Here is a 15,399-nt window from a genome sequence, read left to right as displayed (position 1 = left end):
GCACAAAGACCGCCTGACTCGCATATGATCCATGGAGGATCAAATGAAAGCTGATCAAGATAGTAGCTTGGATGCTGAATATCGACAGTATGACTGGGGTGATTGTATTGACGGAACGAAAGAGCAACTGCAAGCGTTCGGTATCGGCGTAGGCCTCACCTTCCCCGGGGAGCCCGAAGGCCCAAAGCGAGTATTGCGGGCACGCGATCCACGCGGTTACTTAGTTGTAATCAAGAATTGCTATACCCAAGAAGGCAGATTCACGGCGCATATTTATTTTCCGAATTGGCCTAAGCGGCCTAGCCCGGCATGGGAGCCGGCATTCCTTGGTGTTGAAAAACGCGAGGGATTTTGGGCTGATGAATATCGTGGTCATGACGATGCCTTGAGCGCTGCAGGCTTGATTTGCGCGCATCAATTTCCGGGCAGGCCTGGAATGAGAAAGACATGCGTGACCATACTTCCAAATGGTCAAGTGTTAGACACTCACCCCCAATCGAGTCAACCCACAGAAGCTAAAGCAACTGGCGCAAAGTGTATATTTCGCGGTTCTGGAAAGATGTTTCATGTCTGGATTTATATCTCTGCCGAAGAGAACGATCGCCGCCGGGCCTTGTGGGACGCTGCTGAAACGAAATGGCGATATGAGGTCCAATCGTTGCTTCGCCCCGCCCGTCTCCGTACTGGAATAGCTTTCCCCCGTGTTCCTCAATCATTCCAGGCTACTCGTAGTCATCTTCGTCTTGTTTGGTCTACTGGCCTACTGGAGAATTAACCTTTTGTCGCCCGCACCTAGCCCGACGGGGCAAAAAGCCGGAACGCCTACTGGTCCGATGCTGGCACTTACTCGACTAGGCGGCGCAAAGGTGAGCGCATGGGAAAGCTATTTAGCTTGAAAGAGTGGGTCACGGTAGCCGATGCCGCCAAGTACCTTTCTGTCTCTCTTGGTGAGGAAGTCAACGAGGCCGATGTATTGCGACTGGCACTAGATGGGCACATCACTTTATCTATCTACCTACCAAATGGAGCAACGGTTAAGCGCGGCAAGATTGTGACCCACCGCCTTGATGATGTGGTCGATGCTCTCAAAAACAATAGGATTCCCGAGGGCCTCGATTGGATGCACGTCCCGAAGTCAATGGTTCAAAAAAATCTAGCGAGCCTGACGGCTATTGATGATGACTCCGAAGAAGTGCCGTTCATTACTTCATTGCGGTTGAATGATACGCAGTGGATTACCCTGGAACGGGAGACAATCTCCACAGTTTGGGGACTATGGGATTTACCAATGTTTGGCGGTGAAAGGCTTGATGTAGAACATGAGTGCTTAAGCATTACAGGCGGCCCATCGATAACAGCGGAAACCATGGAAGGTGCGTTCATCTGGCATAGTGAAGACTCCATATGTCAGATTCAAGCAGATTTTGACGATAACGAATATCAAAGAGGATCAAAAGCTGAGGGGCTAGAACTGGAGAGGCGCATTGTTGAGGATGGCATTCCAGCGGACGAAGCCGACAAGCAGCGAGCCGCTTTTGAAACGAGGCGCAAAGAGTACAAGAAAAGGAGGAAGGAAAAGCCGTATCACGAAAACTTCTACCCCTCCGAGGCATTGCCCAATGATTCAATGATCGTTGTTAGAACATCCGCATTGCGAGATTTTGAAAAATCACTTGGTGGCCCTCCTAGCGGCGAAGAAAAGCCCCTCAGCGCCCGCGAGCGCGAAACCCTGCTAACCCTGATAGCAGCTATGGCGAAAGAGGGTTACAAACACGACCCGGCGAATAAGGCCAAATCTGCCGTATCCGAAATTCTGGCCGATGCTCAACGGGCGGGCCTATCAATTTCCGATCAGACTATTCGCGACAAGCTGAAAGATGCTTGGAAACTACTGCCAGGAAACCCGCATAAAATCTAGCTCCAATCCCAAATTTGACTTGCCGAAACCAAGTTTGGCCTCAAGCCGGGGGCACATCATCAAACTTGATTCCGTTATCTATCAACGGAGTCTTAAATGCGTACCAGCACGGCCCAATCCAAGGTCACGGCCCTTCGCCCGTTCGCCCCCAACACCAAACCCGTTCCCATGCCACCCGATGTTGGCGCGGCATCCTTCATGCGCCTACCTGCCGTAGTGGTCGCCACTGGCGTCAGCAAAGGCACAGCCTGGAACTGGAGCCGCAAAGGCAAATTTCCCCAACCTGTCCGATTCGAAGCTATCACGGCCTGGCGCTCTGCTGACGTGCTGACATGGCTGAATGACCCTAACGTATGGCACGCTTCCCAGCGTGCGGAGGGCTGATCATGGCAAACATGAAAAAGCCCGCCACGGGGGACCGAAACGACAGCCGGGGGGCGCATCGTGGCCAATATTCTACCGCCACGGAAGCGCAACACGCCCGCATCTTGAGAGCCCTACGCCAGCGTCCCCACACGTCTTACGAGCTGCGGCGCTTAGGCTGCTACCAAGCAAACACCCGCGTACTAGAGCTGCGGCGCAAAGGTTACGTCATCATCACCGAGCGCGTGAGCATTTGGGACGAAGAGGGTTACCAGCATGACGGCGTGGCACTTTACTCGCTCATGGATGAACCGGCCGGCCCCGCTAATAACGAACGCCCGGTGCTGGTGCCGGTGTAATGGCGAACGGGCGAAACAGAAGGCGTAAGCGCGACACACAACGCGGCGGTACAGGCTTTATAGCCTTGCCCATCGTGGTGTTAGGTAGCGCGACATAGTCGGTTTGGATCATCCTGCCAAAGCGCTGCTGGTCAAACTGGCCCGCCAGCTTGGCCGCGACAACAACGGGCGGTTACTGGCAACCACCCCCAGCCCTTCGCGAGTTGCTGACCATCGGCCTGATTCACTAGACCGTCAAAGGCCAACGGCCCCATCGGGCGAGCTGGTATGCGGCAACTTGGTATGCCCTGGCCGATCTGCTGGCAGATGGTAGAACGCGCCTGGATCGGCTGGCTTGACCGGAGGGCGAGATGCCCGTTGGTCATGCTGACACTACGGTGGGGGTGACATTGAGGGCCGTCATGCTATACCTCCAACTGCGTGCGCAGTGGATGCGCTTTGGGGACCGTGATACATGGGCGGCGTGATTATTCGGACGGGGGTGAATAATGAAGATCTCTAGGCATGGAACGAACCGCCGGGAAGGGCCCGGAGGCCATGTATACACTCAAGATCCAATTCGGTTTGATCGAGGTCGGCGAGCGGATGGGCAGCCTGAGGTTAGCCTGCTTATGAACAATTGTCTCGACACAGCTTTGAGTGGCCGGTATCAATACTATATAAACCTCGATCTGGCTGATGTGGGGGTGCTATTAGCCGGACTTGCTAAAATGGCCGAGCATTGGCAGCCTGACCTTCAGGAAGCCATTGGTGAGCATGCGGGCGACTTGCATCGCCTGCTCGGCGCGGTGACCGGTTGGAGTAAGACTTAATCCGCGGACTATCTCATGCCGCATCACCTCAGCACACGGCCACGCCGCCCCAGGCAAGGAACGGACGAAAGTGGTTGATGTCGGTGATCATGCTACTGCTCCAAGGTTCGGGTACGATTGGCCGAGCACAAGCCTTCGTGCAAAGGACGCGCTATGAAACCTGGCCACATTGACGTCGACGTTTTCGTAAATGGCACTCAAATCGTCTGCCAGGTTCCAACCCGCGTACTCGATCAACTGGCCAGCATGGACGATCTGCATAGCTGTGACGCTTACTATCAAATTGCCATGGCAAATATCCGTCTGATTGAGGCGGCGGTCGCAAAGAAGTTGCCGACTTGTGTCGACGGAATGCCGCTCCGATTGGAGCGGACTGACTTTCCCAATCGTCTGTAAGGGCGTCATTGACGCTCCTCTATCTCAGCCTTGATCTGCGTCTGGCGCAGCAAATCAATCCAATCTTGACCCTCCAAGTTCGCCAGCGCTCTCCGTCTGGCGGTATTTGGGGGTATCTGAAAGACCGCTAAATCTCAGAGCTAGCGCTAATACGGTTTTCCGGCAACAGTTTCGCTCCTTTCACCTTCAGAAAGCCTGCCAGATCATGTGCAGGCTGGCCGCGGTCATGACGATCTTGAAGCCCAGCCGGAATGTGGCCTCGGGCAGGTTGTCCAGGGTGCGCGTGCCCACCCAGGTGCCGGCCACGCCGCTGGCGATCATTGTTGCGATCAGCGGGCTCCATTGTGCGTAGGCAAAGCCCAGCGTGCCGAAGACCAGGATCTTCATGCCGTGCTGGATCACCATGCACGCCGCGTGCGTGGCCACCAGCGGCTGCTTGATCAGGCCGGTGCGGGCCAGCAGCGCGGCCACCAGCGGGCCGGTGGCGCCCACCAGCATGGTGCAGAAACTGGATACCGCCCCGCCCAGCACGAAATAGGCCTTGCCGTGGCGCCGGGCCGTGGCGCTGGGCTTCTTGCGGTACACCGACCACAAAATGAACAGCGCCAGCGCCCCCTTGGCCAGCGCGTCGGGGATGCTGACCACCACCGAGGCACCCAGCGCGACGCCGGCCGCGCTGCCCAAGGCGAACCACAGCAGCACCGGGGCCACCAGGTGGCGGCGCTGGATGATGACGCGCCCGCTGTTCGAGCCCATTTGCACCACGCCATGTACGGGCAGCACGCTGGTCACCGGCAGGCCCAGGCTGAGCACGGCCAGCATGGCCACGCCCCCGCCCAGGCCCATCGCGGCCGTCAACGCCGAGGTCAGAAAACTGGTGATCACCAGGATGGCGGCAAAGACGGGCGTGATCTCGGGTGGAACAAAGGCCATGGCGCTCTCGCATGAACGGACGGCAGTGTAGCGTGAAGACTGCTGAATGCCGTTCACAACTGATCTGATCCACGGCCGATAGATGCCCGCGCGCGCCGCTCCTATCATCGACCTGGCGAGGCCGAAGCCGGCAGGCGGGCCCGCACGTCTTAACAAGGAGCGGCAAGCGTGGACGATCTGGAAACCTGGAAGAAACTGGCGCGCGAGCATCGCGGCGTGACCCAGGAACTGGCGGCTTTCATCGCGGGGATCAGGCCCGGCGACATTCCCGGCAAGACCCGGAATATTCTGGACGATGCCCTGGTGGATGCGCTGGGCTGCGGCCTGTACGGGCTGACCACGCCATGGGGCCGCATCATGGCCGAGTTCGCCCGCGAGCAGCAGGGCCCGGCCGAGGCCGCCCTGTGGGGCGGCGGCGCGCGGGTAAGCGCGGTCAACACCGTGCTGGCCGGCGGCACCGCCATTCACAGCTTCGACTTTGACGACCACAGCCGCGCCAAGATCCATCCGGGCGCGCTGGTGGTGCCCGTGGTACTGGCGCTGGCCGAACGCCAGGGCGCCGGCGGCGGCCTGGTGCTGGCGGGCATGGCCGCCGGCTACGAAGCCATGAACCGCGTCAGCCAGGCGTTCAACCCGAGCCGTACGCGCATGCGCGGCTGGCACCTGACCGGCACGGCGGGCACCTTCGCCGCCGCCGCCGCCGCGTGCGTGATGCTCGGGCTCGATGCCGGCACCACGGCCAGCGCGCTGGGCCTGGCCGGCACGCAGTCGGCGGGCACCTGGGCCTTCACGGCCGACGGCGGGATGAGCAAGCGCATGCATCCCGGCCGGTCAGCACAGGCGGGCCTGATGGCCGCGCTGCTGGCGCAGCGCGGTTTCGCCGGCCCGCGCTACATTCTGGAAGCCGAGGACGGCGGATTGATGTTCGGCATGTCCGACACGCCGCGTCCGGCCATGCTGGTCGAGGGCCTGGGCCGCCGCTGGCATTCCGACGAGACCTGCTTCAAGCCGCACGCCTGCTGCGGCAGCAACCACGCCTGCGTCGACGCGGTGCTGGACCTGATGCGCGAGCATGGGCTGACGCCCGCCGACATCGAGCGCGTAGTGGCCGGCGTGGCCAATGTGGTCAACACGCAAACGGGCTTCGAATACCGGGCCGATTCGGTGCTGAACGCCCAGATGAGCCTGCGCTACAACATTGCCGTGGCCATGTTCGACGGCCAGGCCTACCTGGAGCAGTTCACCCCGCAGCGCATTGCCGAGCCGCAGGTGGTGGCCTTGTCCCGGCGCGTGGAAATCGAGATCGATCCGGAGATCGACCGCGCCTATCCGGAGATCTACGGCGGCAAGGTCTCACTGGTTACCAGACAGGGCACGACGCTGACCCGCAAGGTCGACTATTCGCGCGGCATGCCGGAAAACCCCATGTCGCGCGGCGAGATCGACGGCAAGTTCATGTCGCTGGCCTCGGCCGCCGTGGGCGCCGATTCGGCCGCCGCCGTGCTGGAGGCCGCGCGCGGCATGTTCGATGCCGGCTCGGCAACGCCGCTGGCCGACCTGCTGGCGCGCGCGCGCGTGGGCGGCACGGCCGACTTGCCTGTCACGGCGTGATCTTGTCCCAGTCGGGATTGCCGGAGATCTCTTCGAGCAGGAAGTTCACGAAGGCGCGGACCTTGGGTGAAAGATTCCGGCTGGGCAGGTACACCACCGACACCGCCGGGCCTTCGCCGACGTAATCGGTCAGGATCGGGCGCAGCCGCCCCGCGCGTATGGTGTCGGCGGCGGTGAAGTTGCTGATCATGGCGATGCCCAGGCCCGACGAGGCCGCCTCCAGCAGCGTTTCCGCGTTGTTGACGTTGAGCTGGCCCGACACGGTCTTGGGGCAGGGCACGCCGTTCTTGCTGAACGGCCACTCGCGATAGCGGCCGGTGTGCATCAGCACGTAGGCCATGCAGTGGTGCTGGTCGAGTTCATCGGGCGTGCGGGGCTCGCCGTGTTCCGCCAGGTATTGCGGCGAGGCGCAGGCCATGAAGCGCAGGTGGCACAGCTTGCGGGCGATCAGCCGCGCGTCGGCCAGTTCGCCGATCTGCACGGCGACGTCGATGCCTTCGTAGGCCAGGTCCACGTTGCGGTCGCTGAGCTCAGCGTCCAGCACCAGATCAGGGTGCTGCTTGAGAAAGCGCGGCACCATCGGCATGATGACGCGCCGTCCGAAACCCACCGGCAGATGCACGCGCAGCCGCCCGTGCGGGCTGGAAGTGGCCTGGCCCAGCAGGTTCTCGGCGTCTTCGATCTGCCCCAGGATCTGCAGGCAGTGCTCGAAGAAACTGGCGCCGTCGTTGGTCAGGCCCACCGAGCGGGTCGTGCGGTGCAGCAGCCGCACATTGAGCTCCTGCTCGAGCCGGGTGATGGCCTTGCTGACAGCCGAGGATGTGAGCCCCAGCCGCTTGGCGGCCTGGGTGAAGCTGCGCGTTTCCGCCACGCGAACGAACACGCGCAGGGCGTTGAGATTTTCCACGCCGGGTCTCCCGATTTTTATCGTGCATCTATTTAGTGAAATTCATTCACTAGTATTTTGAATTTCGAGTCATTGATCCGTTTTTATAGCGTAATTAGACTGCCCACATCAATACTCGACCAGACACGCGCCGCAGACGCGGCGCGCATCAGGAGACAAAAGCTGTGGATGCATGTGAAACCGGGACCGCCGGCCACCTGGCGCGGACGGCGCGGATAGCCGCCGTTTTGGCCGCGCTGTGCCTGGGCGGCGGCGCCGCGCAGGCGGCGGGCGAATCCGCCGGGCCCTTTCCCGGCCGCCCCGTCAAGCTGATCGTGCCGTTTCCGCCGGGCGGCGGCACCGACACCCTGGCGCGGCCGCTGGCGCAGCGGCTGGGCGAGTACTGGGGCCAGTCGGTGGTGGTCGAAAACCGCGGTGGCGCGGGCGGCAACGTCGGCGCCGCGGCCACGGCAAGGTCGGCGCCCGACGGCTACACCCTGCTGTTCACCCCGGTGATCACGCTGGCGGCCAACCAGGCCCTGTACAAGTCGGCCGGTTATGACGCCGAGCGCGACTTCACCGCCGTCACGATGCTGGTCAGCACCCCGAACATCCTGGCGGTGCCTGCGTCCCTGCCGGTGAAAACCGTCCAGGAATTCCTGGACTACGCCCGGGCCAAGCCGGGCCAGCTGAATTTCGCCTCGCCGGGCAACGGCACGCCGCCCCACCTGGCCATGGCCATTCTTGAACGCATGGCCGGCGTGAAGATGACGCATGTGCCCTACAAGGGCACCGGCCCGGCCGTCACCGACCTGATCGCCGGCCGGGTGCAGGCGATGATGGTCAACGCTCCGGTGGCGCTGCCGTATATGAAATCCGGCCAGTTGCGCGGCCTGGCCACGACCAGCGCAAGGCGGCCTGCTTCGGTGCGCGACCTGCCCACGCTGGACGAAAGCGGCCTGAAGGGCTACGAGGCCGACACCTGGTACGGCCTGTTCGCGCCGGCGGGCACGCCCAAGGCGGTCATTGCCAAGATCAACGCCGACGTAGCCCGCGCGTTGAATTCACCCGACATCAAACAGCTGTTCGCCGGACAGGGCGCCGAGGTGGTAGGCGACAGCCCCGAGTCGGCCGCGGCCCGGGTGAGCGCCGACGTGGTCAAGTGGCGCGATGTCATCAATGACATCGGCCTCAAGGTGGACTGACCATGGCGGCAACCCCTGTAGCTTCCAGCCGCGCCGGCACGCCGCCGCTGGCCGCCCGCCTGGGCCGGTTCATCGCCGGCGCATGGGCCGGGCGTCTGCCCGCGGAAGTGGAGCAGGCCGTGGCACTGCGCATGCTGGACACCCTGGCCGCGTCCGCCAGCGGCGTGCGGCAGGGCGCCCATCGGGGGCTGCTGGCGCTGCTGCCCGGCGACGGCCCCATCTCCGTGTGGGGCACCGCGGCCCGGCGCGGCTTGCGCGACGCGGTCATCATCAACAGCGCGGTATCGCATTCCACGTACTTCGAGGACGGCTGCCGCTACACCGGCGGGCACCCCTCGTCGGCGCTGATCCCCGCGGCGTTCGTCCTGGCCGTCGAGCGCGGCGCCAGCGGCGCGGAACTGGCCGCCGCCATTGCCGCGGGATATGAGGTGTTCTTGCGCCTGGGACGCGCCATTTACCCGTCGACAGTGCGGCGCGGCTTCCAGAGCACGGCCATCCTGGCGGCGCCGGCCACCGCGGCGGCCGCCGCGGTGCTGCTGCGCCTGCCCGCCGAGCGGGCCGCGCATGCCGTCGCCATCGCCTGCAGCCACGGCGCCGGGCTGAAAGAAGCGCTGAAGAATGCCGGCAGCCAGCCTCTGCAGGTGGGCCGCAGCAGCGAAGGCGGCCTGCTGGCCGCGCTGTATGCCGCCCAGGGGGCCGACGGCGCGCCCGGAGTGATCGAGCAGGGGTTCTTCAAGGCCTACGCCGAGGGCGCGCGGCCCGACGCAGTCACTCGCGGCCTGGGGCAGCAGTGGGGCATCGGGCAAACCTATCTGAAGATGCATGGCGGCTGCCGCGGCAACCACGCGCCGGTAGATGCGGCGGCCGCCCTGGCGCGCGAATACAGTCTTGCGCCGCGCGACATCGCCTCGATGGAGGTGTGCGTGGACAGCGTGACGCTGGCCGCCGAGGTGGCGGAGCCGGCCAACGCCGACCAGGCCAAGTTCTCGATCGCGTTTTCCATCGCGGCAAAGCTGCTCAAGGGCGACGCCATGCCGGTGCGCTACACCGACGCCATGCTGGCCGACCCCGGCATGCGCGCGCTGATGTCGCGCATCCGGGTACGCGCCGACGCCGCGCTGGATGAAGGCTACCCGGACCGGCGCGGCGCCGTGATCCGTGTGCGCACCGAAGACGGGCGGGACCTGAAGTACGCCCTGGACCGTGCGCTGGGCGAGCCCGAGCAGCCCTACACGCGGGCTGACATCGAACGCAAATTCGACCTGACCGCCGGCGCCCTGTACGGCGCGCGCGCGGGCCGGATCAAAGAGCTGGCGATGGCGCTGCCGTCGTTGCCGGACGTGAAGGCACTGAACGACCTGCTGCAAGCCAACCCCTCCTGACGAAACCATAGATGAGCCACACGACACTGCCCGACTACGAGGTCTACGCCATCCGCTACGGCACGCGCGACGCCAGGCGTGCCAACAACTTTATCGGCGGCGATCCGCATGATGCGCCGATGCCCATGGACTATTACGTGTGGCTGGTGCGCGGCGACGGCCGGGAATTCGTGGTTGACACGGGCTTCGGCCCCGAAGTCGCGAACAGGCGCGGCCGCACGCTGCTGCGCCATCCATCCGAAGGCCTGGCGCTGCTGGGCGTGGACGTGGGCAAGGTAGAAGACGTGATCATCACGCACCTGCATTACGACCACGTCGGCACGTTCGACTGCTTTCCGGTGGCGCGATTCCACCTGCAGGACGACGAAATGGCATACGCCACCGGGCGGCACATGTGCTATCGGCAGTTCAACCACGGCTACGAAGCCGAGGAAGTGATCGGCATGGTGCGCCTCGTCTACAAGGACCGGGTGCGTTTTCACAAAGGCAGCGCCGAGCTGGCTCCCGGCCTGAGCATCCACCGCATCGGCGGACACACCCACGGCCTGCAGTGCGTGCGCGTGCACACCAGGCGCGGCTGGATCGTGCTGGCGTCCGACTGCAGCCACTACTACGAGCATTTCGAGAAGAAGCGCGCCTTCACCACCGTGTTCCACGTGGGCGAATTGATCGATGGATACAACAAGCTGGACATGCTGGCCGACAGCCCGAGGCACATCGTGCCCGGCCACGATCCGCTGGTCATGCAGCGTTATCCGGCGGCCTCCGGCCCGCTCGAGGGCATCGCCGTCCGCCTGGATGCAGAGCCCCGCGATTGACACATTTCCGGCCCGCACATTTGTTCACCCCGCAGAGACATGCCAATGAGTAGTTCACAACCCCCGCTTCTGGAAAACGCCACCCGCGACCTGGCGCGCTTCGCGGCGCAATTCCGCTATGAGGACATTCCCGCCGAGGCGGTGGACCGCATGAAGACCAGCCTGCTCGACAGCATCGGCTGCTGCCTGTATGGCGCGACGCTGCCGTGGACGCAGCGCGTGCAGGCCATGGCAGAAGCCGAACAGGCGGCGCCGGTGGCCGGCTTGTGGGGCAGCGGCCGCAAGACCTCGATCGCCGGCGCCGTGATGGTCAACGGCACGGCGGGGCATGCTTTCGAGCTGGACGATATCCATAAAGAATCCATCGTGCACGCGGGCTCGATCGCCGTGCCCGTGGCGCTGGCCTATGCCGAACGCGACGGCGATTGGAGCGGGCGCGACCTGGTCACCGCCCTGGTGGCCGGCTACGAGATCGGCACGCGCGTAGGCAACGCCGCCACCATGAGCCTGTTCTACCGCGGCTTTCATCCGCAGGGCACGTCGGGCGTGTTCGTGGCGGCGGCCACGGCGGGCAAGGCGCTGAAGCTCGACGCGAACCGCATGCAGCACGCCCTGGGCATCGCCGGCTCGCAGGCGGGCGGCCTGATGGCCGCGCAGGAAGGCGCGATGGTCAAGCGGTTCCACGCCGGCCGCGCCGCGCATAGCGGGGTGTACGCAGCTGAGCTTGCGCGGCGCGATTTCACCGGCATTGTCGACGTGCTGGAAGCGAGCTACGGCGGCTACCTGTCTTCGTACTCTGACAAGCCCAACGCCGCGCGCCTGACCGACGACCTGGGCAAAACCTGGGAAACCGCCAAGGTCGGCTACAAGCCGCACGCCAGCGTCACCAGCATCCACGCCGCGCTGGACGCGCTGGCGCACATCATGCAGTCCAACAACCTGCGGGCGGCCGATATTGCCTCGATACGGGCCGGGGTCAGCCACATGACCTACGTGCATTGCGCCTGGGAATACAAGGCGCAGGGCGTGACAGCCGCGCAAATGAACCTGTACTACGGCCTGGCGGTGATCGCGCACGACGGCGTGGCCTTCGTCGACCAGTACGACGAGCAGCGCCTGGCCGATCCGGCGCTGCTGGACCTGATCAAGCGCACCGAGGCCTTTGAAGACGCGGAAATCGAGGCCATGGGCCCGGCGTTCCGCCACGCCGCCACCGTCACGGTGCGCACCCGCGACGGTCGCGAGCTGACGCACCGCATCCTGAACCGGCGCGGCAGCCCCGAGAACCCGATTTCGGCCGGCGACGTGGAATACAAGTTCCGCAACGTGGCCCGTTCCTGCCTGCCTGCGGACCGGCTCGAGCGCCTGGTCGAATTGTGCAGGCAGCTGGACACGCTGGCCAGCCTGGACGAACTGATTTCCATTGTGGGCGCCTCGCGCGCCTGACGCTTTCCTTTTCCCGACCCGGCCTTTCAACGCATCCACGACACCACCATGGCACAAACCATCGCTGAACAACTCGCCTCGCACTTCGCCAAATTCAACTACGACGCGCTGACGCCGGCCACCCGCAAGGCCGTCAAGCGCCTGCTGCTGGACTACCTGGGCGTGGGCGTGGCCGGCAGCCAGACCGGCAGCGGCAAGGTCGCGCGCGAATTCGCCGCCTGCGCCGGCGGCTTTGAACAGGCTACCCTGATCGGCGACGGACGGCGCGTGCCGGCCATGCAGGCCGCGCTGGCCAATGCGATTTCTTCCCACAGCGTCGAACTGGACGATATCGACGTGTTGGCGCTGTTCCACTTCAGTCCGCCCGTGTATTCGGCGGCACTGGCCACGGCCGAGCAGACAGGCCAGGGCGGCCGCGCCCTGCTGGCCGCCCTGGCGGCCGGCTGCGAAATGATGGAACGCCTGAGCAAGGCGGCCAATAATTCTCTGCGCAATCGCGCCTACCACACCACGCCCGCTTGCGGCATCTTCGGCGCCACGGTCGCCTCGGGCCTGCTGCTGGGCAACACAGAAGAGCAGATCGTGTCGTCGCTGGGCCTGGCCGGCGCGCAGTCGGGCGGCCTGATGGAAATGTACGGCCCCTCGATGCAGAAGCGCTTCAACCCTGGCCCGGCCGCGCGCAGCGGCGTCACCGCCGCCGTCATGGCCAACCTGGGTTTCACGGGCGCGGCCACCATCTTCGAGGGCGAGCGTGGCTGGCTGAAAGCCTTTACCGATACCAACGACCCCGCCCAGCTGATACTGGGCCTGGACCGGCCCTACCAGCTGGACATCGAGTTCAAGCCCTATTCGTGCGCCCGCCCGATCCACAACGCCATCGACTGCGCGCTGGATATCCGCAAGAAGTACGCGCCCGACCTGGCCCGCATCAAGAGCATGACCATGGCGCGCCATTCCGACTGGGCGCTGTACCACCAGAACGCCCGGCCCAAGACCTATCACGAAGCGCAGGTCAGCCTGCCGTATTCGGTGGCGGTTGCCTTTACCGACGGCCAGGCATTGTTTGCGCAGTACAACAATGCGCGCCTGAAAGAGCCCATGCTGGCAAGGCTTTCGGAAATGCTGCAGATCACGGTGGACGACACCCTGCCGCGCGGCGTGTCGTGCAGGCTGACGGTGGAAATGGAAGACGGCGCCCGCTACGTGTCGCAGATCGACTACCCCAAGGGGTCTATCCAGAACTCCATGTCCGACGACGAACTGCGCGCCAAGTTCGACAGCCTGGCCATTCCGGTGATCGGCGCGTCGCGCGCGGCCGAAGCGGCCGAGATGGTGGCGGACATCGAACAATGCCAGGACATCGGCCTGCTGATGCGCCTGCTGGCGCCGGCGGGAAACTGACATGGCCATGATCCAGACGGCCGCCGAGCTGCCCGTGTACGAGGTGTACGCGCTGAAGTACGCGACGCGCCCGGCCCGGCGTTCGGCCAACTTCGTGGGAGGCGACCCCCATGATGCGCCCATGCCGCTGGATTACTACGTCTGGGTCGTGCGCAACCGCGACCGCCTGGTGCTGGTGGACACCGGTTTCTTCCAGGACATGGCCGACAAGCGCCACCGCACCCTGCTGCGCACCCCCGTCCAGGCCCTGGCGCTGATCGGCATCCAGGCGGCCGATGTGCGCAACATCGTCATCACCCACATGCACAACGACCACGTCGGCACATTCGACGCCTGGCCCAATGCACGCTTCCATTTGCAAGACGCCGAGATGGACTACGCAACCGGCCGGCACATGGCCTGCGCGGCGCACAACCGGGCATACGAACCCGACCACGTGGCGGGCCTGATCCGGCTGGCCTACGGCAACCGGGTCGCGTTTCACGACGGCGACGCGGAAATCGCGCCGGGCATCAGTGTGCACCGCGTGGGCGGCCACACGGCCGGGATGCAGGTGGTGCGCGTGCACACGGCGCGCGGCTGGATGGTGCTGGCGTCCGACGCCAGCCACTTCTACGAGCATATCCGCCAGCGCCGCGGCTTCACGCTGGTGTTCCACATGGGCGACCTGTTCCAGGGCTACGCGCGCATCGAGGCGCTGGCCCGGTCGCCCGACCACATCATCCCCGGCCATGACCCGCTGGTGATGGACAAGTACCCGCCCGCAAGCCGGGAACTGGCCGGAATCGTGGCAAGGCTGGATGTGCCGCCCAAGCCACAGTAGCCGCCGCGTCCGGATGGACCATCAACCATAAGAATCAGGAGACATGCGATGAAAAAGTTGGCTTTTGCGCTTTGCTGCACCCTGGCATTGGCTTTGCCTTTGGCCGCCCGGGCGGACTATCCCGATCGTCCCATCAAGCTCATTGTTCCTTTCCCCGCGGGCAGCGGCACGGATACCGTGGCAAGGGAACTGGCGGAAGAAATGGCGAAAGACCTGCGCCAGCCCATCGTGGTGGACAACAAGCCCGGCGCGCAGGGCATCATCGGCGTCAAGGCGGCCGTGGACGCGCCGCCGGACGGCTACACCCTGGTCATGCTGGGCGTGACCACCGGCGCCAGCAATGTCACGCTGTTCAAGAAGCTGCCCTATGACCCGCTGCGCGACCTGACCCCCATCGGCATGATCGCGGAGTCGCCCATCGTGCTGGTGGCGGCCCCTCAGTTCGAACCGAACAATACGAAAGAACTGTATGAACTCGGGCGCAAAGAGCCGGGCAAGCTGACCTATGCCTACGGCTCGGGAAGCGCGCAGGTCGCGGCCGCGAAACTGGTGGACATGGGAGGCATCGAGACGATCGGCGTGGCGTACAAGGGGTCGCCGCAAGCCCTGACGGACGTGATGTCCCGGCAAGTGGATTTCATGTTCGTCGACCTGTCCCTGGCCGTGCCGCAGATCCAGGGCGGAAAACTGAAGGCGCTGGGGGTCACGACGGCGTCGCGGTTCCCGATAGTGCCCGACATTCCGGCCATCAATGAATCCGGCGCGCCTGGCTATCAGCTGGTGGTCTGGTTCGCCATGGGCGGCCCCGCGGGCATGCCGAAGCCGGTGGTCGAGCGGCTTTCGACATCGCTGAAACACGCGCTGGCCAGCAAGAAGCTGCAAGGCAAATACGCAAGCCACGGCCTGCAAGTGAAGCTGTCCACGCCAGACGAGTTCGGGGAATTTCTCAAGAGCGAAATCGCCAATTGGGGCGCAATGATCCGCAAGGCCGGGATCACTCCCCAGGGCTGAGGCCGCTGCCGGAAACCACGAAAACAGGATCAAGG

At 64.2% G+C, this 15,399-nt stretch carries 15 protein-coding genes; 13 read left to right on the top strand and 2 right to left on the bottom strand.

Translation table 11 applies throughout. From position 1 onward, the window contains the following. Positions 1-43 precede the first annotated feature (43 nt). The 5 genes from J2P76_RS22245 to J2P76_RS22225 all read left to right on the top strand — a co-directional run bounded on the left by J2P76_RS22245 (position 44) and on the right by J2P76_RS22225 (position 3,452). The gene (locus J2P76_RS22245) at positions 44-775 is read left to right on the top strand and encodes a hypothetical protein (protein WP_207410120.1); all 732 of its coding nucleotides are present in this window, start codon (positions 44-46) and stop codon (positions 773-775) included. Between the two features lie 99 nt (positions 776-874). Next, positions 875-1,918, top strand: coding sequence for a hypothetical protein (locus J2P76_RS22240; RefSeq protein ID WP_207410119.1), 1,044 nt, complete (start codon positions 875-877; stop codon positions 1,916-1,918). Positions 1,919-2,014: 96 nt separating this feature from the next. Beyond that, on the top strand, positions 2,015-2,302 hold the full coding sequence (locus tag J2P76_RS23850) for an AlpA family phage regulatory protein (protein ID WP_207410117.1): 288 nt from the start codon (positions 2,015-2,017) through the stop codon (positions 2,300-2,302). Between the two features lie 2 nt (positions 2,303-2,304). Continuing rightward, complete coding sequence (locus J2P76_RS22230; protein WP_207410115.1) at positions 2,305-2,640, top strand: helix-turn-helix domain-containing protein; 336 nt, start codon at positions 2,305-2,307, stop codon at positions 2,638-2,640. Between the two features lie 611 nt (positions 2,641-3,251). Then, complete coding sequence (locus J2P76_RS22225) at positions 3,252-3,452, top strand: hypothetical protein (protein WP_207410114.1); 201 nt, start codon at positions 3,252-3,254, stop codon at positions 3,450-3,452. 582 nt (positions 3,453-4,034) lie between these two features. Here J2P76_RS22225 and J2P76_RS22220 read toward each other — a convergent pair. Next, a complete protein-coding gene (locus tag J2P76_RS22220) occupies positions 4,035-4,781 on the bottom strand; it encodes a sulfite exporter TauE/SafE family protein (RefSeq protein WP_207410113.1) in 747 nt (248 codons plus the stop codon). A gap of 168 nt (positions 4,782-4,949) precedes the next feature. Here J2P76_RS22220 and J2P76_RS22215 point away from each other — a divergent pair, with 168 nt between their 5' ends. Then, on the top strand, positions 4,950-6,392 hold the full coding sequence (locus J2P76_RS22215) for an MmgE/PrpD family protein (protein WP_207410112.1): 1,443 nt from the start codon (positions 4,950-4,952) through the stop codon (positions 6,390-6,392). Here the strand turns inward: J2P76_RS22215 and J2P76_RS22210 are convergent. Next, a complete protein-coding gene (locus tag J2P76_RS22210) occupies positions 6,382-7,299 on the bottom strand; it encodes a LysR substrate-binding domain-containing protein (protein ID WP_207410111.1) in 918 nt (305 codons plus the stop codon). The two genes, J2P76_RS22215 and J2P76_RS22210, sit on opposite strands and share 11 nt — an antisense overlap. A gap of 227 nt (positions 7,300-7,526) precedes the next feature. Here J2P76_RS22210 and J2P76_RS22205 point away from each other — a divergent pair, with 227 nt between their 5' ends. The 7 genes from J2P76_RS22205 to J2P76_RS22175 are packed head-to-tail and all read left to right on the top strand — an operon-like array spanning position 7,527 to position 15,364. Then, entirely contained in the window at positions 7,527-8,483 is a 957-nt protein-coding gene (locus J2P76_RS22205; protein WP_207410110.1) for a tripartite tricarboxylate transporter substrate binding protein, read from the top strand. A 2-nt stretch (positions 8,484-8,485) separates the two neighbouring features. Continuing rightward, positions 8,486-9,865 (top strand): MmgE/PrpD family protein, encoded by a 1,380-nt coding sequence (locus J2P76_RS22200; RefSeq protein WP_207410109.1) that lies wholly within the window; start codon positions 8,486-8,488, stop codon positions 9,863-9,865. 11 nt (positions 9,866-9,876) lie between these two features. Continuing rightward, positions 9,877-10,683, top strand: a complete 807-nt coding sequence (locus tag J2P76_RS22195) for an N-acyl homoserine lactonase family protein (protein ID WP_207410108.1) — start codon at positions 9,877-9,879, stop codon at positions 10,681-10,683. A 45-nt stretch (positions 10,684-10,728) separates the two neighbouring features. Beyond that, positions 10,729-12,129, top strand: coding sequence for an MmgE/PrpD family protein (locus J2P76_RS22190; protein ID WP_207410107.1), 1,401 nt, complete (start codon positions 10,729-10,731; stop codon positions 12,127-12,129). 48 nt (positions 12,130-12,177) lie between these two features. Further along, entirely contained in the window at positions 12,178-13,530 is a 1,353-nt protein-coding gene (locus J2P76_RS22185) for an MmgE/PrpD family protein (RefSeq protein ID WP_207410106.1), read from the top strand. A 1-nt stretch (position 13,531) separates the two neighbouring features. Further along, the gene (locus J2P76_RS22180) at positions 13,532-14,353 is read left to right on the top strand and encodes an N-acyl homoserine lactonase family protein (protein ID WP_207410105.1); all 822 of its coding nucleotides are present in this window, start codon (positions 13,532-13,534) and stop codon (positions 14,351-14,353) included. Positions 14,354-14,401: 48 nt separating this feature from the next. After that, positions 14,402-15,364 carry a Bug family tripartite tricarboxylate transporter substrate binding protein gene (locus tag J2P76_RS22175; RefSeq protein WP_207410103.1) on the top strand — a complete coding sequence of 321 codons (963 nt, stop codon included), beginning with the start codon at positions 14,402-14,404 and terminating at the stop codon, positions 15,362-15,364. The last annotated feature ends 35 nt before the right edge of the window (positions 15,365-15,399 follow it).

Source organism: Bordetella petrii (assembly GCF_017356245.1).
In the GTDB taxonomy this organism is placed as follows: Bacteria; Pseudomonadota; Gammaproteobacteria; order Burkholderiales; family Burkholderiaceae_B; genus Bordetella_A; species Bordetella_A petrii_D.
This window is presented reverse-complemented; position numbering and strand designations above follow the sequence as displayed.